Origin of the sequence: Phenylobacterium sp. (assembly GCF_022402485.1) — a bacterium.
Taxonomy (GTDB): domain Bacteria; phylum Pseudomonadota; class Alphaproteobacteria; order Caulobacterales; family Caulobacteraceae; genus Phenylobacterium.
This window is the reverse complement of sequence record NZ_JAKRSA010000015.1, coordinates 106381-125653: the sequence shown is the minus strand read 5'-3', so window position 1 is coordinate 125653 and position 19273 is coordinate 106381. Positions and strand designations below refer to the sequence as shown.

Below are 19273 nucleotides of genomic sequence, written 5' to 3'. Positions count from 1 at the left end.
GGGGTGACTCGAATTCAAGGGTAAGGGAGCGGCGGGCTTGGCCGAACGCGGACGCATAGACGCGGCTCGGACCAAAGGTCACAGGCGCAGGGGGGATGCCATCCAAGGTGCCCCGCCGCCGCCGACCTTCGCCTTTGCGCGACTCGCGATCCTGACCACCCTGTTGCTCATGGCGGTCTATACGGCCTTCGCCGTGGCGCGCATTCAGAGCGAACCCACCCGCCCCGGCCATATCGGCGTGACCCTGCCCGGCGAAGCCCACGCCTTGGCTGGTGCCCTCAACGCGGAGTCTGCAGCCCTAAGGGGGGGATTGCTTGCGGCCCGAGAGAGCCTGGAGCGACGGCCAGACGGCCCCCTGGCCGCCGCTGAAACCGGCCTGAAGGTTGCCGCGAGCTCAGCCAGCGCCGTGATCATTCTGAATGGCACGACCACGGTCGCCACCGCCGGCGCGCCGGCGAACTTCGACTGGGCTGCCCTGGCCGCCCAGACCGAGAAGGTGCAACGAGAAGTCTGGTATGGCGCGGCTGCATCGGACGCCGCGGCACCGGCCATCCTGGCGGTCACGACCGCAGCCACTCAGCAGGGCCGGCGCACCATCGTCATTGCTGCCGACCCGGCCAGACTGACCGCCCTGTTGGGCAAGTCCAATCTCGCGGCCATCACCACGGCGCAAGGCCAGGTCGTCAGCGCCGTCGGCGCAGGGGGCATTGCCCAGGCCGACAGTCTAAGGTCAGCCTTCGAATTAACCCCTGGCGAACTGCGTCCTGGCCGGCTCACCCGGGCCAGGGGGCCTGATGGCGCTAATCTTCAGGTGGTCGCCCAGCCCGCTGGCGATGGGGCCTGGCTGGTGGTGGTCGGCGCTGAGGCTGACCCACTCGAGCTGCTTTCGGCCCAGGAACAGCTCGGCTGGGTGCTGATCCCGTTGGGCGTGGCTTTTCTGCTCGGCCTGCTGCTGTTCAACCAGAGCCGCAATGTCGAGGCGGCGCAGCAGGCCTTCTACGACAGTGAGCAACGCTTCCGCCTCGCCGTCGAGGCCGCCCGTTGCGGGATCTGGGAGTGGGACCTGATCACCGACGAGGTGTTCCTGTCCGATGTCACCGGCGGCATGCTGGGCTGGGGCGGCGGTGGCATTGTTGGGGGTCAGGATGTCGTGGAACGGGTGTCCCCCGATCACCGGGACCGTGTGCGCCAGGCCTTGTCCACAGCCGCGCTCTACGGTGCATTTGACGTGTCGTTCCGGGTGCCCGGAGAACCGGGGGAGCGGCCCATGTGGGTCGATGCCCGAGGTCAGGCATTTGGTCGGGCACCTGAGGGGGGCTTTGCCCGGATCATCGGCGTTGCCCTTGATGTCACCGAGGAGCGAATGGCCCAGGCCAGGGCTCAGGCGGCCGAGAACCGACTGCGCGACGCCATCGAGAGTGTCTCAGAGGCCTTCGTCCTGTGGGATCGCCATGGCCGCCTGCTGATGTGCAACCGCAACTTCCGGAGTGTCTTCTCCCTGGAGGCCCGGCTGCTCAAGCCCGGAGCCGCCCGCGACCAGGTCAACCGCTTCGCCCAGCTTGCGATCCACCGTGAGGCGCCTGCCACAGGCCAGCCGGGTGTCCGGGAAGCCGAACTGAACGATGGCCGCTGGATCCAGATTTCAGAGCGGCGCACAGCCGAGGGCGGGCTGGTGATGACGGCCGCTGACATTACGGCCATCAAAACCCAGGAGGAATCCCGGCGCATCAATGAAATGGAGCTTCAGAAGGTCGTCGTCAGCCTGGAGCGCAGCCAGGAGCAGCTCTCGGAACTGGCCCGCAAGTACGAGGCCGAGAAGGTCCGGGCCGAAAGCGCCAACACCGCCAAGAGCGAGTTCCTGGCCAATATGAGTCATGAGTTGCGGACCCCGCTGAACGCCATCAACGGCTTCTCCGAGATCATGGTCGGCGAGATGTTCGGTCCCTTGGGAGACCCGCGCTATAAGGAGTACAGCGGCGATATCCTCTCCTCAGGTCAGCACCTTTTGGCCCTGATCAACGACATCCTCGACATGTCGAAGATTGAGGCAGGGAAGATGAACCTGAAGTTCGAGCCCCTGACCCTGGAGGACGTGGTGGAGGACGCCGCTCGTCTGATCCGAAACCGCGCCGATAGCGCAGGCCTGGCCCTGGATCTGGAATTCCCCCGCGACCTGCCCGAGGTCGAGGCCGACTATAGGGCGGTCAAGCAGGTGCTGCTCAATCTGTTGTCCAACGCCATCAAGTTCACCCCACGGGGGGGTCGGGTGACGGTCAGGGCTGATGCCAGACCTGACCCCTTTGGCGAGCGGGTGCGGATCACGGTCCGCGACACCGGGATCGGTATCGCCTCTGATGATCTGAAGCGTCTGGCTAAGCCCTTCGAGCAGATCGAGAGCCAGCACTCCAAGACCCAGCAGGGCACGGGCCTGGGGCTCGCCCTCACCAAGTCCCTGGTGGAGATGCACGGCGGTGCCCTGGATATCCGCAGCACCCCGGGCGAAGGCACGACGGTCGGCTTCTCTCTTCCCGTACGCCAGCGCGGGGCACCGCCAGAATCCCTGCGCCGCTCCGGAACCGCCGCCTGAGGGCAGGCCGAGCCGGTACACCAGGACTGGTCAGTATAGGTGAAACCAAGGTGACTTGGACTTTGGCAGGAACACCATGAAGCGTGCCAAGGGTCGCTTGAACAGGATCAGACAGGTCACGTGCACCGTGACGATGGCCCGAAGCAGATTGGCCGGCAGCTCATGGAGTCCCCCAGCGCCCTCGTCACCTTAACCCGTTGCTGGGGGGGTTATCGTTCCCGAAGACGTTCACCCCGGCCTTCCCTTTGGCGTCTGGGGGGCTGAGAGAGTGCGCCGGCAAGGGCTTGGCGTTCCTCCAGTGACAAGTCTTCGGCGAAGGTGACAATCCGAGTTTCCAGTACACTACGGGCCTGCGCCTCAATGGCCTGGGCCGCGGCGAGGTCCCGTTGCACGGTCGCCGGGTCATAGGGTTCCTTGGCCAGCCCCTCCCAGGCCTCCCGCCGCGCCTGGCTGGCCTGCATCAGCGCCTGACGGGCCTCGCGGGCCTCAGCGAGGAGGGCTTGGCGGTAGGCGTCCTGACGGGCCTCGGGGAGACTTTCAGCGGCTGTGAAAATCGGCGGCGGTCCAGGTCGCATGGCCATCTGGCGCCCCTCGGTCATCCGGACGCCGATCACCAGACCGCCCACCACAGCGCCGATGGCGAACAGATTCACCGCCAGGGAAATGAACAGAGCTATCGTCAGGTTGCGAGGTGACATCAGACGCCCGCCCACAGATCGACATCAAGGGTGTCATAGGCGCTCACCGCCGCAGTGATCACCTCCAACTCCCCCACTGGGGCGACAGCCCCCGACACCACAACCCCTGCCATGACACCGGCCAGGCCTGCGGCCATCAGGCCCGCCCCCAGTCCGGTGCGCCACAGCCAGCCCCGCCAGATCGGCGCAGACCGCTGGGCAGGGGCACTGGCCAGGATTGCCGCCTCAAGGGCTACGCCCGGTCGCGGGACCCGCCAGGAGTCCAGCGCCCAATCCAGGTCGCTCTGTTGCGCCAACAGGGTCCCCGTCGCCTCAGGCGAGCGGGCCATCAGAAGGGTCGCGGCCTCGCGCTCAATCGACGGCCACCGGGAAATGTCCCCGCCATAGGCCTCGGCGAGGTCTGCGAATCTGTCCAGGTCCATGATCGGTCCTTCCATGCTCAGTCCGCCTTCAAACCAAGTCCGCCAAAGCGCCGCGCAGGGTGCGCCGACCCCGCGACAGCAGGCTCTCCAAGGCTTCGACACTGACCCCCATCAGGCCTGCCGCCTCGATATTGCCGAGTTCCTGATAGTGACAGAGCACCACGGCTTCGCGCTGCCGGTCCGGAAGTCGGGCAAGGGCCGCAGCCACCCGGACCCCGACATCGTCGGCCTCCAGCCCACGATCGGGGGCTGGTCCATCGTTGGTCTGCTCCGGCGGCGTCTCGGTGGGGATTTCCCGGCGCCGCCGCAAACGGTCGTAGCAGAGGTTCAGGGCCACCCGGTGCAGCCAGGTGTCGAACCGTGCCGCGCCCGGTGTCCATTTGGGAGCCTGTCGCCAGGCGCGCAGGAAGACCTCCTGGGTTACGTCCTCTGCCTCTGAAGCATCCCCCAGCATGCGCAGGGCAAGTCCATTGATCCGGGTCAGCTTGCGGGCCATCAAAGCGCGTACAGCGGCAGGATCGCCTTGAGCGATCCGGCCCAGCAACTGGTCGTCGGGATCCTGTGCAAGGTCCAAGCCTCACCCCGCCCGCGCCATGGCGAGGCCTTGCTGCAGTCTCACGATCCGCCACTCGAACGGCTCTGGCGCAGGCTGGTCAGTTCGGCCTTGTCGAGGATGCCGTCTCCGTCGGCGTCACCGGCGGCAAACCGGCGCACAGCCCCGGTGTCGATCTCGGCGCGTGTGACGATACCGTCTCGGTTCGCGTCCAGGCGCGTCCAGAGCTCGGCCACCCGCGCGGCCCCACTGGCACCGCCAAACCGACGGGCCATGTCCTCCATGGGTTTGAACTCCGCCCGGGTGATCTGGCCGTCCCGGTTCTTGTCGAAAGATCCCAGCAGGCTGTCAGCCTGGCTCTTACGGTACTCAGCCAAGGTCACCTTCCCATCCTTGTTCAGGTCAGGGTCCGGGGCTCGGCCCATCATCTGGGCCTGGGCGGGGGCAGCCATCAGGGTGAGCGCCAGGGCGCTGAACAGGATCGTGCGGGACATGGCGACCTTTGGGTAGGGTGGCTTCAAGGGATTGAACGGCGTCTACAGCCATTTCCGTCGTTCAAGTTTGCACCAGCATTTCGTAGGCCGTCCTGGCCGATTTTCGGGCCGCCTCCAACCGGGGGAGAACCTTGCGGAAATCGCTCTCGCCACCCGCCCTGGCCATCAACCGACGAAACGCCGTGGGCTCCAGAGAAGGATCGACACCATCCTCCAGGGCCACCTTGATCAATTGAGTCAGGTTCTGCTGCAGTCGCCAGGCGTCCTCCAGCACCTCCAGGGGCTCGGCGGCCCCCAGCCCCGCCTCACGGATGGCCGCCAAGGCCCGCGCGGTGTGGGGGCGCAGGGGACCGCCGTCAGCCGCATGAGCCAGCTGCAGGAACTGGGCGGCAAACTCCACATCCACCAGCCCGCCCCGGGCCAGTTTCATGTCCCAGACATCCTTGGCGGGACGTTCTTTCTCCAGGAGTGCGCGCATGGCCCGCACCTCCCGCGCCAGCCGCTTGCGGTCCCTGGGACGGCGCAGCGCCGCCTCAATCAGGCCTGTGGCCTCCTCGGCAAAAGCCGGGGTGCTGGCCCAGACGACCCGGGCCCTGGTCAGCGCCAGGAGCTCCCAGGTCTCAGCCTCTCCGGAATAGTAAGCCTCAAAGGCCGAGTGGCTGACGGCCACCGGGCCCTGGGTGCCGGAGGGCCGAAGCTGCATGTCCACCTCATACAAGCCGCCCTCAGCGGTGGGCAGGGACAAGGCTGCGATCAGTCGCTGAGTGAATCGGCCATAGAAGGTCTCCGCCCCCCAGGACTTGGTGCTCGACATGGCTCTGGGGTCGTCAGCCCGGTAAAGGGTCATCAGGTCGAGGTCGGAGGCGGCGGTCATTTCCCGCGAGCCGCACTTGCCCAAGGCGACCACGGCCACCTGCCCCGGAAACACCCCGCCCAGACGCTGGGCCTCGGCCAGGGCGGCCGGCGCCAGGGTGCGGATGCAGAGATAGGCCAGGTCGGCAAAGCCCCGCCCGACCCGCTCGGCGCTGGCCACGCCGCTCATCACCTGAACGCCCAGGCGAAAGGCCTGCTCCCGATGGACCCGCCGAGCGGCGTCCATCACCGCTTCAAACCCGTCAGCCCGGGCCACAGCCATGGCCATGACCGCCTCGTCCTCGGCTGGGTCGATCTCGGCGAAAAAGTCACCATCCACCAGGGCGTCGATGGCTGAGGGGCGACGCGCCAGGGTGGCAGCCAGTTTGGGCGCAAAGGCCAGGACCTGGACCAGCAGTTCAAAGAGCTTCGGGTTGGCCAGGAAAAGGGACTGGATCTGCACTCCGGAGGACAGGCTGGCGAAGAAGTCGCTGAACCGGTTGAAGGCTGCATTGGGCGCGCCGGTGGCATGGGCGGCATCCAACAGTCTCGGTGCCAGCCGGGTAAACAGTTCTCTCCCCCGCTCGGTGCGCGTCGCCGGGATGCGGCCATGGTGCCAGGCGCGGATCGTCTGGGAGACCTGAAGAGGGTTATCGAACCCCATCCGCGCCAGGGTCTTCAGGGTGGCCGGATCATCATCCACCCCGGTGAAGATCAGGCTGCCGAAGGCCGAGGACAGGGATTCCTCATCGGGAAACAGCTCCCCATAGCGCCGATTGACGGTCTTCAGCACCTCGGTGACCGCCCCGTCGAAGGCCTTGACCTTGTCGTGCCCGAACAGGGCTGCAACCCGGGCCCGCTCGGAATCGGATTCCGGCAGCCGATGGGTCTGCTCATCGGCAATCATCTGAACCCGGTGCTCAACCGCCCGCAGAGTCTCATAAGCCCCGTGCAGTTCTGCGGCCGCCTCGGCGGTCACATGCCCGGCGTCGCGCAGCGCCTGAAGCGCCTCCAGGGTCCGCAGGCTCCGTAACTCAGGGTGTCGGCCGCCGAGGATCAGTTGTTGGGTCTGGACGTAGAACTCGATCTCGCGGATGCCGCCGCGACCGAGCTTCAGGTCCGCACCCTTGGCGGTCAGCCGATCATCGACCTTGTGAACATGGATCTGCCGCTTGATGGAGTGAATGTCGGCAATCGCGGCGAAATCGAGATTCTTGCGCCAGATGAACGGCGACAACTCCTCCAGAAAGGCCTGCGCCCTGGGCAGGTCACCGGCGCAGGCCCTGGCCTTGATGAACGCCGCCCGCTCCCAGTTCTGACCGACGGTCTCATAATATTCGAAGGCTGCGGTCACCGACACCGCCAGGGGGGTCGACGACGGGTCCGGCCGCAGGCGCAGATCGACCCGAAAGACATAGCCCTCGTCGGTCCGATCCTGAATGAGGGCGGCGACCCCTTGGGTCAGGCGTACGGCAAAAGCGCGGGGCTCAACGCCCTCGGCCACAGGTAACCGTTCGGGCTCATAGAACACCGATACATCGATATCGCTGGAATAGTTCAGCTCGAAGGCACCCTGTTTACCCATGGCCAGGCAGAACCAGCCGGGCACCGGTCCCTCAGGCCCCTCGCCCACCGCTGAAAGCCGGCCCGCCGCCACCTCTGCCCGGGCGGTCACCCGCAGAGCCGACGCCAGGGCGCTGTCGGCAAACCGGGTCAAGGCCCCTGTCACGGCATCCAGGTCCCAGACCCCGCCCAGATCGGCCAGGGCGATCAGCAGATGAGCCTCAGCCTTCAGCCGGCGTAGCTCAGGTCCGGCCTCGGCGGCGGTGGCAAGCTCGCCAGCTGCCGCCGTCCGCACCAGCAGATCAGCAAACCTCGGCTCTGGGACGCTCGTCAGGATGTCCCGCAACCGGGCGGGGACCCGCCGGGCGAGGCCCGCCAGGTAGGGCGAGGCCCCGAACACCGGCGCCAGCGCTGGCCAGGCCTGGTCGAGCAGCCCGGCCCAGCCTTGGGCTTCCGCGGCCGGGGTCAGCATTTCCCGGGTCCGCTCGGCGGCCTTGGGATCAGCCACGGGACCACAGGGGCGGAGCGAGTCAGCGAGCTTCGTCATCTTGCCACTGTGCCGGCTCAACACAGTCCGTGGCAAATTGCAGAGGCCCGGCCTCAGGCTGCGGGCAGGATCACCGCCACCCTGAGACCGGGGCCGATCTCGCCGACCTTGCCGGGCCCCTCCGAGAGCTCCACCCGCCCCCCATGCGCCTCAGCGACAGCCGCCACCAGTGAGAGGCCCAAGCCAGACCCCGGCAGATTGCGGCTGTTTTCCAGTCGGACAAACCGCTCGACCACGCGCTCCCGATCCTCCTCGGGCACGCCCGGACCCGTGTCCGTGACGGAGAATTCCACCTCACCGGACGACCGGCGGCGAACCCGCAGCATGATGGCACCGCCCTGGGGGGTGTACTTGATGGCGTTGTCCATGAGATTGGCCAGAGCCTGGGCCATGAACTCACGGTTCGCCCGGATGCTCATGCCCCTCGCCAGCTCGGCCTTGAAGTCCAGGCCGTCGTCCTCGCACAAGGGTTCATAGAGCTCGCAGATGTCAGCGGCCAGATCGGCGGGGTCAAACAGCACCGGATCGGGTGCCGTGCCTGCAGCCTGAAGCCGGGCGATAGCCAACACTGCCCCAAAGGTCTTCAACACCCCGTCGGTATCGTCCAGGGCCTGGGCAAAGGCGGCCTGGGGATCACCGCGGCCGGCCTCGAGGTCGAGAAACGAGGCCTCAAGTCTTGCCCGCAGGCGGGTCAGCGGCGAGCGCAGATCGTGCGCGATGGCGTCGCCGGCGTGGCGATGACCGGCCATGGAGCGCTCAAGACGCTCGAGCATCTCGTTGAGGCCGACCGCCAGCTCGTCCAGCTCATCACGGGTGCCGCGCACAGGCGCACGGGCACTGAGATCACCATTGCGGACGGCGTCCACCACCGTAGTGAGGCCAGTCATGGAGCGGCTGACATTGCGGCTGACCACCACCCCGCCCGCCAGACCCAGAACAATGATCAGGGCCCCCGCCCCCCAGAGCGCACGGACGATCTTGACCACATAGGCCTCGTCCTCGGCGATATCAGCGCCGACAAACAGGATTTCCCCCCCCGTGAGCCGTTCCTGAAGGCCACGGGCCGGTCGGTTCACCTCGCGGCCCTGCACGTCAAATTCGGTCACCTGGAAGCTCGTCCAGGTGGCTTCGCCGTTAAAGCCATCTAAGGGTGACTCCTCGATGGAGCCGGAGATCCGGCCCCCGTCCGGGGTCATCAGCAGATAGAGATAGGGCCGTTCGCTGGCCGCCCGCTCAATCAGGGCTTGGTTGAGCGCGTCGGTGCCGGCCCGGCCATAAGCGCTCTGTAGGGTGCGCATCTCACGCACGATCAGCTGATCAACCCGCCGGGTCGCCTCCCCCGCCGTGGTCACATAGATGTAAGCCAGGAACGCGCTGGCCGAGGCCGCAAACAGGGCCAGGAATAGCAGGGTCAGCCGGAAGGGGGTGGTGCGGAAGATGCGCGGCAGGCGCATGGTCCCGGGCCCTAAGCGTCGAGCCGGTAGCCCGCACCGCGCACGGTCTGCAGCATCGGCCGATCAAATCCCTTGTCGATCTTCGCCCGCAAGCGGGAGACGTGAACGTCGATGACATTGGTCTGGGGATCGAAATGATACTCCCAGACCTTTTCCAGCAGCATGGTCCGGGTCACGGCCTGGCCAGCATGACGCATCATGAATTCCAGGAGCTGGAACTCCCGGGGCTGCAGGTCGATCTCCTGGCCTTGGCGGTGGACGGTGCGGCCGATGAGGTCCATCTCCAGGTCACCGACCCGGAGCAAGGTCTGGACGGACCCGGTCTCCCGACGCCTGGCCAGGGCCTCAACCCGGGCGCTCAGCTCAGCGAAGGCGTAGGGTTTGACCAGATAGTCATCGCCCCCGGCCTTGAGGCCATCCACGCGATCATGGATCTCGCCCAAGGCGGACAAGAACAGTACCGGTGTCTGGTCTCCCTCCCGGCGCAGGGTCTCCACCAGGGTGACCCCATCCATCTTGGGCATCATGCGATCGACGATCATCACGTCGAACTCGCTTTTCCGCGCTTCACCGAGTCCCGCCTCGCCGTCAGCCGCGGCGGTGCAGTCATGACCGCTTTCGGTGAGGCCACGCACCATGACCGCGGCGGCCTCCAGGTCGTCTTCGACTATCAGAATCCGCATGACCGCTCCCCTGTCACCGATCGCCTGTGTCTGAGCGCAAACCTACGGCGCAATATCCAGCGGCACGAACAACGTCCGGCCATCGCGGCTGACCCCCAGCAGGACGCTGGGACGACCGGCCTTGCGCGCAGCGTCCACCTCAGCGACGAGATCACCGGCTGCAGCCATAGTGCGGCTATTGGCCCGCACGATCACGTCGCCCCGGCGCAGACCCTTGCGGGCAGCGTCCGAGGACGAAGCGATCGCCGTAACCACGACGCCGCGCACATCGGCGGCAATGCCGAAGCTGCGACGGGCGGCGTCATCGATGGGCGCCAGGGTCATGCCCAGCACCTGAGGGTTGGCGGGCTGGCCAGGGCTCTGGCCGCGCGGCGTCGCAGGTCCGCCACCATTATCGTTGGCGGCCAGTTCACGTTCATTAGGCCGGACGCCAGAGCGGACTTGGATCGTCCGGCGGGCATCGCCCCGAATGATTTCCAGACGAAGGGTGTCTCCGGCCGACGCCTTGGCGACCTCGCGGGTCAGCTCCGAAGAGGTGCCCACGGCGACCCCATTGACGGAGATGACAATATCACCCGGCTGCAGGCCAGCCCGGGCCGAAGGGCCGCCGGGCACGGTGTCAGAGACGATAGCGCCCCGCTGCTCGCCCAGGCCCTGCGCTGCCGCCATCTCGCGGGTATAGTTCTGGATGGTGGCGCCGATATAGCCACGGGTGACGCTGCCATTGGCGATGAGCTGCTTAGTGATCGCGTCGGCCGTGGCCGCCGGAATAGCAAAGCCAATGCCCACCGATCCGCCCGACGGCGAGAAGATGGCCGTATTGACCCCGATGACCCGGCCATAGATGTCAAAGGTCGGCCCGCCGGAATTGCCTCGGTTGATGGGCGCATCGATCTGGATGAAGTCGACAAAGGTCTCGCCGATGTCACGGCCATAGGCCGAGACGATACCGGAGGTCGCCGTGGCCGTCAGACCAAAGGGGTTGCCGACCGCGATCACCCAGTCGCCGACCCGTGGGAGGGCATCGTTCTCAAAGCTCACGAACGGGAAGTTGGTACCCTTGACCTTCAGCACGGCCAGATCGGTCGCCTCGTCGCGCCCGACGATCTCGGCCACGAGCTCGCGTTCGTCCTTCAGGACAACCTTGATCTCCTCGGCGTTCTCCACGACGTGGTTGTTGGTGACGATGAAGCCATCGGCCGAGATGAAAAAGCCCGAACCGGCCGACATCTGAGTCGGCCCCTGCTGCGCCTCTTCCCCCTCTTCCTCGCCGCCACGTGGGCCACGGGGGATGATGCCAAAGGGCAGGCCCTCAAGTCCAGGAATCTGGCGCAGGGCATTTGCGTCAGCCCGGGAGGTCACATTGACCGAGACCACAGCGGGGGAAACCTGCTCGAAGATATCGGCGAAGGACAGGGGTGCCCCAGGGGGCGGCGCAAAGACCGGTGCCGTCGAAGCTCGGATCACAGGCATGGAAGCCCCCGACTTTTCAGCCATGTTCAGGCCCACATCAGTGGCCGCCAGCGCAGCTGCAGCCACGCCGATGCCGGCGATGGCGCCGAGAAGATATCCGGTCTTCTTAGAGGTCATAGGCCTTCGATTCCTTGCGGGCTCTTGGGGTCATAGCACATGCCCGCCTTCCCCTAGCTAGGATGGATGCGCCAGAGCGCAACCGATCGCAACTTACCAATTTGCAAGCTATAGCGGCGGTTCGCGGCGGCTATGAGGCTGAACTGCGGTCAGAGTCAGGATCATCAGACAACCGCGCCAGGGCGGCTGTCTCCTCGCCGCTGAGCTCAGGCTCAGGCGGCAGAGTCCGCCATCGGCTGATCAGCAGCCCTCCGCCGGCCAACACCACCAGCAAGGGGGCTAGCCAGAGCGCGGCATTGGCCCAGCTGAACTGCGGCTTGAGCAGGACATATTCGCCGTAGCGGTCGGTGAGGAAGCGACGGACCTCGATATCGCTGCGCCCGGCCGCCACTTCCTGCCGGACGATCGCCCGCAGGTCCTGAGCCAGTTCAGCATGAGAGGCGTCGATAGACTCGTTTTGGCAGACCAGGCAGCGCACTTCCTTGAACAGGGCCCGCGCCCGTGCCTCCTGTGCCGGATCACTCAGCCGCTCACTGGGCTCGGAGGCCGCCCCCAAAAAGAGGACCGCCACCGCCACCGCCAGCCATCGCCCAAGATTGCCAGTCCGGGGCCCCTTCATGCGGGTTCGCTGACAGGCTGGGCCGGCGCGGCCGGCGACGGCGTCGCACGGCGTCCGGCTGCCAGCCTGAGCCGGCGATCGGTTAAGGAAACGACGCCCCCAAGGGCCATCAGACCCGGCCCCAGGAAGATCAGCAGCGCCCAGGGGTTCCAATAGCCGGTGATCAGCCAGATGGGACTGCCATCGGCGGCGGCGCGGCGCTCGCCCAGCACGGCATAGAGGTGGCTTAAGCCGCGAGGGCAAATGGCCACCTCCGAGGTCGTCTGACCGCCGGCCGAATAAAGCCTGCGCTCCGGCTGCGCCACACAGACCAGGCTCCCGTCCGGGGCAAAGGCCCGGATGGTGGCTTGCTCGGCCTCATAGTTAGGGCCCAGGACCGGCGCGACGTCCTCCAGCACGAGAACATAGCCGGCGACGCTCAGCCTTTGACCCTGGGCCAGGACCTCGGAGGTCTCCGATTTCCAGGTGGTCTCTACCACGGCGCCGAAGACGAACACCCCAAGGCCGGCATGGGCCAGGGTCATGCCCCAGGTCCCCCGTGGCAGTCCGCCGAGCCGACGCAAAACCTCAGCGCCCGGAACCTTGAACAGCCGGATACGCTCCGCCACTTCGGTCAACGACCCGACGATCAGCCAGACCCCGAGGGCCATGCCCGCCGCGCCAAACAGGCTGAGGGGTTGAACCAGGGCCAGGGTGGCGGCGCCGGCCGCGGCCGCCAGCAGGGCGGCCACCCAGAGCCGCTGCAAGGCAGCCCCGGCGTCGGCCCGCTTCCAGGCCAGCAGGGGGCCTGCAGGCAGCAGAATCAGCAGGAGGAACATCAGGGGGGTGAAGGTGAGATGGAAGAAGGGCGGCCCCACCGAGATCGCTTCGCCGGCGATGGCCTCGCGGATCAGCGGATAGAGGGTGCCGAGCAGAACCGTGGCCGTGGCAGCCGCCAGCAGGATGTTATTGAGCACCAGTGCGCTTTCGCGGCTGATCGGAGCGAACAGACCGCCCCTCGCCATGGCCGGGGCCCGCCAGGCAAACAGGGCAAAGCCCAGGCCTGACGTCACCCCAAGGATGGTCAGCAGCAGCACCCCTCGGGTGGGGTCCACCGCAAAGGCATGCACCGAGGTCAGGACGCCAGACCGAACCAGGAAGGCCCCCAGCATCGAGAAGGTATAGCCCCCGAGCGCCAGGAAGATCGTCCAGCCCGGCAGGGCTCCGCGACGCTCAGTGACCACAGCCGAATGCAGCAGGGCCGTAGCGATCAGCCAGGGCATGAAGCTGGCGTTCTCTACCGGATCCCAGAACCACCAGCCGCCCCAGCCAAGCTCGTAATAGGCCCAGTAGGCGCCAAGGGTGATGCCGACAGTGAGCCCTGCCCAGGCCGCCAGGGTCCAAGGCCGGATCCAGCGAGCCCAGGCGGCGTCGGCGCGGCCCTCCACCAAGGCGGCCACCGCCAGGGAAAAGACCACCGACAGCCCCACATAGCCCACATAGAGGAACGGCGGGTGCAGCAGCAGGGCTGGGTCCTGCAGAAGGGGATTGAGTGAGCGGCCCTCGACCGGCGGCTGGCTCAGGCGCCAGAAGGGGTTGGACGCAAAAACCGTATAGGCCAGGAAGGCGATGCCCAGCGCCCCTTGCGTGGCCACAGCCACCGCCTTGAGGGCCGAGGTGAGCCCACGCCCATAGCCGGCCAACAGGGCGCCAAAGCCCGTAAGCGCCAGACACCACATGAGCATTGAGCCCTCATGGCTGCCCCAGGCGCCACCGATCCGGTAAAGCAGCGGCTTGGCGGTATGGGAGTTGGCGGTGACGTTGGCAACGCTGAAATCGGACACCACGAACGCGTAGACCAGGGCGGCGAAGGACACGGCCAGAACGCCAAAGGCCCCGATGGCCGCCCCCTCGCCCACGGCCGCCAGGACGGGCGAGCGCCGAATGCGGGCCAGGGCCGAGGCGCCGGTCTGCAGGACCGACAGGATCAGGGACAGAATGAGCGCAAAGGCGCCGATCTCGACGATCACAGACCCGCGCCTCCGCCGTAGGGGACAGCCCCTGAGGCCGCCGCGTCGGCGCTGCGCTCAGCCCCCTCACCGCGCCATTCCCCCTGTTCCTTCAGAGCATTCTGAAGGTCACGGGGCATGTAGGTCTCGTCATGCTTGGCCAGCAGCCGGCGGGCCTCGAACACACCGTCCTCGCGGAAGGCGCCGGTGGCGACCACCCCCTGGCCTTCACGGAACAGATCGGGCGGATCGCCCCGGTAGACCACAGGGGCAGCCGTGATCTGGTCCATGACCACGAACTCCAGCCGACCGTCGGCATGTTTGACGATACTGCCCCCCTCGACCAGCCCGCCCAGCTGGATCGTCTGGCCAGGGGCGGGACGAGACTCAGCGGCCTGGGCCGGCGTGTAGAAATAGGAGATCGAGTCCGACAGACCCCAGAGCGTCAGGCCCACGGCGAGCGCCAGAACCGGGGCCACAGCCGACAGCACCAGCAGGCGGCGTCGGGCGGTACGGGACTTGGGCAACCAACCAGACATCACATGGGCTCCGCAGCTGCCGCCTGGGCCAGCTGTGTCAGGATTTGAGGGTTATCGGCATACCGCGCTCTGGCCTGGGCCAGGGCAGCGTCCCGCCGGGCGGCGTCACCTAGCACGGCATAGGAGCGGACCAGCCGCACCCAGCCCTCGGGATCATCAGGTTCAGCGGCAAGGCGAGCCGCCAGCCCCTCGACCATGGCAGCAATTTCGGGCGCTCCCACAGTCTCTGGCGCAATGGACGGCTGCCGGGGCCCGTTGGCGACGTCAGCCATCGCAGCCTGAAGGACGGGGCGGCGGGGGTCTGCGGCGGGGAGGTCCGCAAGCAGGGCTCGCCATTCGGCCAGACCAGCCTCGACCTCGCCTGCCTCAATCCGGCCGCGGGCCAGGTGGAAGCGCGCGGTGGCGGCCTGAGGGTCCTTTTCCAAGGCGCGCTGGAACGCTGCGGCAGACTGCGGAGTCACCTCCCCTTCGGCGGTGACCATCAGGGCCTCGCCCAGGGACTCCCAGAGGTCGGCCCGGTCGGGCGCCAGACGCAAGGCTTCGCGCAGGGCCCGGGTCGCGGCCCCCGGATCGCCGGAGGCCATCTCGGCAATAGCCAGAAAGCGGTAGGGCTCGGGGTCGTCTGGCCGTTCGCTTGTCACTGAACGCAGAACAGCGGCCATCTGCGGGGCGTCGAGCTGGGTCGGCGGCGCGGCCCGCCAACGATCCAGACGGTCAGCATAGGGCTGGTCCCTGTAGCCAGGTGACCCGATCCCGAGATAGAGGCCCAGCGCCAAAACCGGGGCCACTACGGCCAGGGCGACGATCATAGGCCGGGCGGTTTTTGCCGCCGTCCAGGCTGGCCCCGCGGCATCGGCGGCGGACAGCAGGCGCCGCGCGGCCTCGGCATGGGCGCTGCGACGCTCATCCTCGGCAATCAGACCGCGCTCAGCCAGATCCTCGATCTCGGAAAGCTGGCGCTGGTAAAGGGGAAGGGTCGAGTCGGCATCACCGCCGCCGGCAGCCGCCCGTGCAGCGCGGCGCAGGATGAGACCCGCTACGGCGGCGGACATCACTCCAACCGCAATCCAGAACACGATCATGCGCGCCGTTTACCCCAAAGGTCCGCCGCGCGCGAGAGCCATCGGGGCCCTCATTGGGTCAGATCGCGGCGAGCCTTCGGCGTAGGATATCGGCAGACTGACGGTCCCGCGCCAGGGCCGTGAGTTCAATCGCCGCATTGAGAAGCGCACGGGCGATTTCGGGCTCCGCCGCTTCCCCTTTGCGAAGGCACTCCAGGGCGTCGTCAGTGAAGAGATCGATATGCGCTTCCAGCGCCTGCATCACTTCGGTACGCGCAGCAGCGAACCCACCAGTATTGGCCGCCCCGCGGATTTCTTGCGCAAAGGCCACCAGGGTTTTGGCCGTCTGCAAGGCTGCGGCGTCCGGGGGTGTGGTCAGTCGAGCGACCTGTCTGGAGACACGGCCGCTCCAGACTTCGGTCAAAGGCAGGGCCTGGGCCAGAGCCTTATCGATCAGCCGCAGCCGGGCCTCCACCAGCCGCGCAAGACTGGCCTTTTGCTTGCCGAGCCGCGCGCCCCAGATCCCCTGGCGGTTCAGTTCGACATTGCCCTCGATCTCGGAGATCTGGGCGTTCATGGCTTCAATGGCCCGGACGGCGGTCCGCACCGCTGGTAGTCCGCCATGAATATCAAAGCGATCCAGGTCCGCCAGACCGGCATCCACCCCGTCGAGCACCCGGTGCCCGAAGCTCGCCAGCTCCGAGCCGGCAAGATAGGCCTCTGAGGGCTTGTCCATGACAGCGCTGATCAGGCGCAGCACCATCCAGGGATGGGTCAGGTGGGCCGCAAGCATCTCGAAGAAGCGAGGACCGGCATCCTCGGCGATGGCGACCGAGTCCTTGTAGGCCAGGCGTGCCAGGGCGGCATCATCGTCGGTCACCCGCTGGATCCAGCTCGGTAACCGACTGACGGCGGCCCGGACAATCGGCACCATCTGCATGCATTCGGCCAGAAGCAGCGCTCCGCCCGGTCGGGCGGCGTCGGCGGCCTCGGCGGCCGCGATAAACTTTGGGTGATTACGTTCGCTCAAGCCCCGGGCGGCCCGTCGGGCCAGAATGTCGAAGGGTTCCGGCGAGCTCTGATCAGCCTGGAATTCCTCGGCCAAGGCCGCAGCCCGGGCCACTTCATGGGTCGCCTGATCGCGCAGTCCGCGCCACACCAGGGCGAGGGATCGGGAGGGAAAGGTCAGATGCTCGGTGCGGCCATCCCCCACGCAGAGGGGCGCAATCGGATGCAGAACAGCATTGCGCAGCTGGCGGTCGCGGGCCTCGGTCTCAACAAGCAGGCGCACGGCCGTAAGGCCCGAATCGCCGGCAGCCCCGGACAGGGCGCCACGGAGGTCTCCGACCACCCGATCGGGAGCCGATTCCACCATGTGCCGCAGGATGGCCAGCTTCTGTTCGGGCAGACCGCCCATTCATCCCCCTCGCTGCCGCGCACTTGCGGAACCCTAAACTGCGCCAGGGTCGGTTAAGGCTTTACTTAACCCTAACCCGATGGGCGGACGTGACGCAGGGCGTCAGGTCTCAGCCCGAGGCAGATCGATGATGACTGACAGCCCGCCGAGTTTCGCTGCGTCCAGTCGAAGATCGCCCCCATAAGCCCTCGCCAGCTCGTCGATGATGGACAGGCCAAGCCCAGATCCTGGCGCGCTCTCGTCCAGGCGCGCGCCCCGCCGCAACACCTCGGGGCGACGCTCAGGCGGCAGGCCCGGCCCATCGTCCTCGACGGTCATCTGCAGGCGTTCCAGGTTGAGAGCTACGGCGCGGACCCGGACCCGACCCCGACACCACTGGGCGGCGTTCTCCATGGCGTTGCCGGCAATTTCCAGCAGGTCCTGACGTTCACCCTGGAAGATGAGATCGTCTTCACAGTCCCAATCGATGTCGACGCCCTTGTCCTGGAAGATGCGTGACAAGGTGCGGGCCAGTTCGTCGAGAACGTCGGCAACCTCAGTGCGCTCGCCACGGCCAGGTGTACGCGCAGCCGCGCGGGCCCGGCGCAGATGATGATCAACCTGCTGGCGCATGACCTCGGCCTGGCGCACGACCACCTCCGAAAGGGGCCCCGGCGACTGGCGGGCCTCGGTCAGCATGACCGATAGGGGGGTCTTCAGGGCATGGGCGAGATTGCCCACATGGGTGCGCTGACGTTCGACGACCTCCTGGTTGTGGCTGACCAGGGCATTCAGCTCCTGGGCCAGGGGCTCCAACTCAACAGGGTATGCGCCGGCGATCCGCTCAGCCTTGCCCCTTCGGACCGCCGCCACCTCGCGCCGCAGGGCAAACAGGGGCCGAAGGCCAAAGCGCACCTGAAAGACCACCGCCCCCACCAAGCCGGCGCCCAAAAGAAGGAAGGCCACGGCAGTCGCCGTAATGAAGCCTCGCACGTCCCGGTCAATCGGCGAGCGGTCTTCCGCGGCCATGAAGATCAAGGGGGCCTCTCGGCCCGGCAGGGTGACGCGGCTGGCCAGGGCGCGGAGGGGCTGATTGAGCGGGCCGTCGGTCTCATAGGTCACCGGACGACCGGGATCGGCCTCAAGCTGGGCGACGAGATCCCCAGGTGCGGTGAGATCGGCATCCCACAGGGAGCGTGAGCGGACAATCATCCGCCATTGCCCATCAGGGAGCGGCTCCACCACCTGCCAGTAGCGACCGGAATAGGCGCGAAGGGCCCGCAGATCGGTGAGTGCCGGTGCCAGCACCTGCCCGGAGGCGTCCACCGTGGTGCCCGCCAGCAGATTGTCGATCAGCTCCGCCAGCCCCTCATCGAACCGTCGCAGGGCCGCCTGCTGAAACAGAAGCGACAGCACGACGGCTGAAATCAGCAGGACCGTCAGGCTCCACCCCGCCGCCAGGATCACCAGACGGCGGACCAGGGAGGCGCTTTGCAGAGCCGCCAACTTCATTTGCGAAAGAGGGGTCGGCTCAACTGGCGCTGGCCTCTATCTCGTCGGCCGGACAGGTCAGGCGGTAGCCCAGGCCGCGCACGGTCTCGATCCGGTCAGCCCCCATCTTCTTGCGAATACGACCGACAAAGACCTCGATGGTGTTGGAGTCACGATCAAAGTCCTGGTCGTAGAGATGCTCCACAAGCTCCGTGCGGCTGATCACCCGGCCCTGATGCATCATCATGTAATGGAGCAGTCGATACTCCAGCGAGGTGAGCCGCAGGGGCTCGCCATTGACCGACGCCCTTGCGGCGCGAGGGTCGAGACGCAACCCGCCACAGGTCAGGTTCGGCGCCGCATGACCGGCTGACCGGCGCAGCAGGGCGCGCAGCCGCGCCAGCAGTTCCTCGGTATGAAAGGGCTTGGTGAGATAGTCGTCGGCGCCGGCGTCAAAGCCCGCCACTTTTTCGCTCCAGGCCCCCCGTGCGGTCAGGATCAGGACCGGAGTCGCCACCTCGCCCCGCCGCCAGCGCTCCAGCACCGAGACCCCGTCCACCTTGGGCAGGCCGAGATCCAGGATCACCGCGTCATAGGGCTCGGTCTCGCCCAGGAACTGGGCTTCCTCGCCGTCCGGCGCGTGATCGACCGCATAGCCGGCGTCGGCCAGGGCACCCTTAAGCTGCCGCGCCAGGTCCGGATCGTCTTCCACCAGCAAGATACGCATGGATCAGGC

General features: G+C 67.0%; 16 protein-coding genes. 1 reads left to right on the top strand and 15 read right to left on the bottom strand.

Annotated elements, in window-relative coordinates:
- The first annotated feature begins 37 nt into the window (after nt 1-37).
- Nucleotides 38-2587 carry an ATP-binding protein gene (locus tag MH112_RS05540; protein WP_296565018.1) on the top strand — a complete coding sequence of 850 codons (2550 nt, stop codon included), beginning with the start codon at nt 38-40 and terminating at the stop codon, nt 2585-2587.
- A gap of 209 nt (nt 2588-2796) precedes the next feature.
- Here MH112_RS05540 and MH112_RS05535 read toward each other — a convergent pair whose 3' ends face one another.
- From MH112_RS05535 to MH112_RS05465, 15 genes are all read right to left on the bottom strand, one after another.
- Nucleotides 2797-3285, bottom strand: a complete 489-nt coding sequence (locus MH112_RS05535; RefSeq protein ID WP_296565015.1) for a periplasmic heavy metal sensor — start codon at nt 3283-3285, stop codon at nt 2797-2799.
- Nucleotides 3285-3707: a hypothetical protein gene (locus MH112_RS05530; protein WP_296565013.1), complete on the bottom strand. Its 423-nt coding sequence runs from the start codon at nt 3705-3707 to the stop codon at nt 3285-3287. Before MH112_RS05530 ends, MH112_RS05535 begins: the two co-directional genes overlap by 1 nt.
- Before the next feature lie 28 nt (nt 3708-3735).
- Nucleotides 3736-4281 carry an RNA polymerase sigma factor gene (locus tag MH112_RS05525; RefSeq protein WP_296565010.1) on the bottom strand — a complete coding sequence of 182 codons (546 nt, stop codon included), beginning with the start codon at nt 4279-4281 and terminating at the stop codon, nt 3736-3738.
- A gap of 41 nt (nt 4282-4322) precedes the next feature.
- Nucleotides 4323-4754, bottom strand: a complete 432-nt coding sequence (locus MH112_RS05520; RefSeq protein ID WP_296565008.1) for a hypothetical protein — start codon at nt 4752-4754, stop codon at nt 4323-4325.
- Between the two features lie 61 nt (nt 4755-4815).
- Nucleotides 4816-7716 carry a bifunctional [glutamine synthetase] adenylyltransferase/[glutamine synthetase]-adenylyl-L-tyrosine phosphorylase gene (locus MH112_RS05515; RefSeq protein ID WP_296565005.1) on the bottom strand — a complete coding sequence of 967 codons (2901 nt, stop codon included), beginning with the start codon at nt 7714-7716 and terminating at the stop codon, nt 4816-4818.
- Between the two features lie 53 nt (nt 7717-7769).
- On the bottom strand, nt 7770-9170 hold the full coding sequence (locus tag MH112_RS05510) for a HAMP domain-containing sensor histidine kinase (protein WP_296565003.1): 1401 nt from the start codon (nt 9168-9170) through the stop codon (nt 7770-7772).
- An 11-nt stretch (nt 9171-9181) separates the two neighbouring features.
- The gene (locus tag MH112_RS05505; RefSeq protein WP_296565001.1) at nt 9182-9853 is read right to left on the bottom strand and encodes a response regulator transcription factor; all 672 of its coding nucleotides are present in this window, start codon (nt 9851-9853) and stop codon (nt 9182-9184) included.
- Nucleotides 9854-9895: 42 nt separating this feature from the next.
- Nucleotides 9896-11443 carry a Do family serine endopeptidase gene (locus MH112_RS05500; RefSeq protein WP_296564999.1) on the bottom strand — a complete coding sequence of 516 codons (1548 nt, stop codon included), beginning with the start codon at nt 11441-11443 and terminating at the stop codon, nt 9896-9898.
- A 130-nt stretch (nt 11444-11573) separates the two neighbouring features.
- A complete protein-coding gene (locus MH112_RS05495) occupies nt 11574-12062 on the bottom strand; it encodes a cytochrome c-type biogenesis protein (protein WP_296564996.1) in 489 nt (162 codons plus the stop codon).
- Nucleotides 12059-14071 (bottom strand): heme lyase CcmF/NrfE family subunit, encoded by a 2013-nt coding sequence (locus MH112_RS05490; RefSeq protein ID WP_296564993.1) that lies wholly within the window; start codon nt 14069-14071, stop codon nt 12059-12061. The genes MH112_RS05495 and MH112_RS05490 overlap by 4 nt, the downstream gene beginning before the upstream one ends.
- Nucleotides 14068-14589 (bottom strand): cytochrome c maturation protein CcmE, encoded by a 522-nt coding sequence (gene ccmE / locus MH112_RS05485; protein WP_296564991.1) that lies wholly within the window; start codon nt 14587-14589, stop codon nt 14068-14070. The genes MH112_RS05490 and ccmE overlap by 4 nt, the downstream gene beginning before the upstream one ends.
- Nucleotides 14589-15671 (bottom strand): c-type cytochrome biogenesis protein CcmI, encoded by a 1083-nt coding sequence (gene ccmI / locus MH112_RS05480; protein WP_296564988.1) that lies wholly within the window; start codon nt 15669-15671, stop codon nt 14589-14591. Before ccmI ends, ccmE begins: the two co-directional genes overlap by 1 nt.
- Nucleotides 15672-15729: 58 nt before the next feature.
- On the bottom strand, nt 15730-17067 hold the full coding sequence (locus MH112_RS05475; RefSeq protein WP_296564985.1) for a hypothetical protein: 1338 nt from the start codon (nt 17065-17067) through the stop codon (nt 15730-15732).
- 102 nt (nt 17068-17169) lie between these two features.
- Entirely contained in the window at nt 17170-18558 is a 1389-nt protein-coding gene (locus MH112_RS05470; protein WP_296564982.1) for an ATP-binding protein, read from the bottom strand.
- Nucleotides 18559-18577: 19 nt separating this feature from the next.
- Nucleotides 18578-19264, bottom strand: a complete 687-nt coding sequence (locus tag MH112_RS05465) for a response regulator transcription factor (RefSeq protein ID WP_296564977.1) — start codon at nt 19262-19264, stop codon at nt 18578-18580.
- Nucleotides 19265-19273: the final 9 nt, after the last annotated feature.

What these genes read in the sequence shown, in the direction of transcription:
- MH112_RS05535 (WP_296565015.1), bottom strand. Translation starts at nt 3,285, where the DNA reads ATGTCACCTCGCAACCTGACGATAGCTCTGTTCATTTCCCTGGCGGTG.
- MH112_RS05530 (WP_296565013.1), bottom strand. Translation starts at nt 3,707, where the DNA reads ATGGACCTGGACAGATTCGCAGACCTCGCCGAGGCCTATGGCGGGGAC.
- MH112_RS05520 (WP_296565008.1), bottom strand. Translation starts at nt 4,754, where the DNA reads ATGTCCCGCACGATCCTGTTCAGCGCCCTGGCGCTCACCCTGATGGCT.
- MH112_RS05515 (WP_296565005.1), bottom strand. Translation starts at nt 7,716, where the DNA reads ATGACGAAGCTCGCTGACTCGCTCCGCCCCTGTGGTCCCGTGGCTGAT.
- MH112_RS05510 (WP_296565003.1), bottom strand. Translation starts at nt 9,170, where the DNA reads ATGCGCCTGCCGCGCATCTTCCGCACCACCCCCTTCCGGCTGACCCTG.
- MH112_RS05505 (WP_296565001.1), bottom strand. Translation starts at nt 9,853, where the DNA reads ATGCGGATTCTGATAGTCGAAGACGACCTGGAGGCCGCCGCGGTCATG.
- MH112_RS05500 (WP_296564999.1), bottom strand. Translation starts at nt 11,443, where the DNA reads ATGACCTCTAAGAAGACCGGATATCTTCTCGGCGCCATCGCCGGCATC.
- MH112_RS05495 (WP_296564996.1), bottom strand. Translation starts at nt 12,062, where the DNA reads ATGAAGGGGCCCCGGACTGGCAATCTTGGGCGATGGCTGGCGGTGGCG.
- ccmE (WP_296564991.1), bottom strand. Translation starts at nt 14,589, where the DNA reads ATGTCTGGTTGGTTGCCCAAGTCCCGTACCGCCCGACGCCGCCTGCTG.
- ccmI (WP_296564988.1), bottom strand. Translation starts at nt 15,671, where the DNA reads ATGATCGTGTTCTGGATTGCGGTTGGAGTGATGTCCGCCGCCGTAGCG.
- MH112_RS05475 (WP_296564985.1), bottom strand. Translation starts at nt 17,067, where the DNA reads ATGGGCGGTCTGCCCGAACAGAAGCTGGCCATCCTGCGGCACATGGTG.
- MH112_RS05470 (WP_296564982.1), bottom strand. Translation starts at nt 18,558, where the DNA reads ATGAAGTTGGCGGCTCTGCAAAGCGCCTCCCTGGTCCGCCGTCTGGTG.
- MH112_RS05465 (WP_296564977.1), bottom strand. Translation starts at nt 19,264, where the DNA reads ATGCGTATCTTGCTGGTGGAAGACGATCCGGACCTGGCGCGGCAGCTT.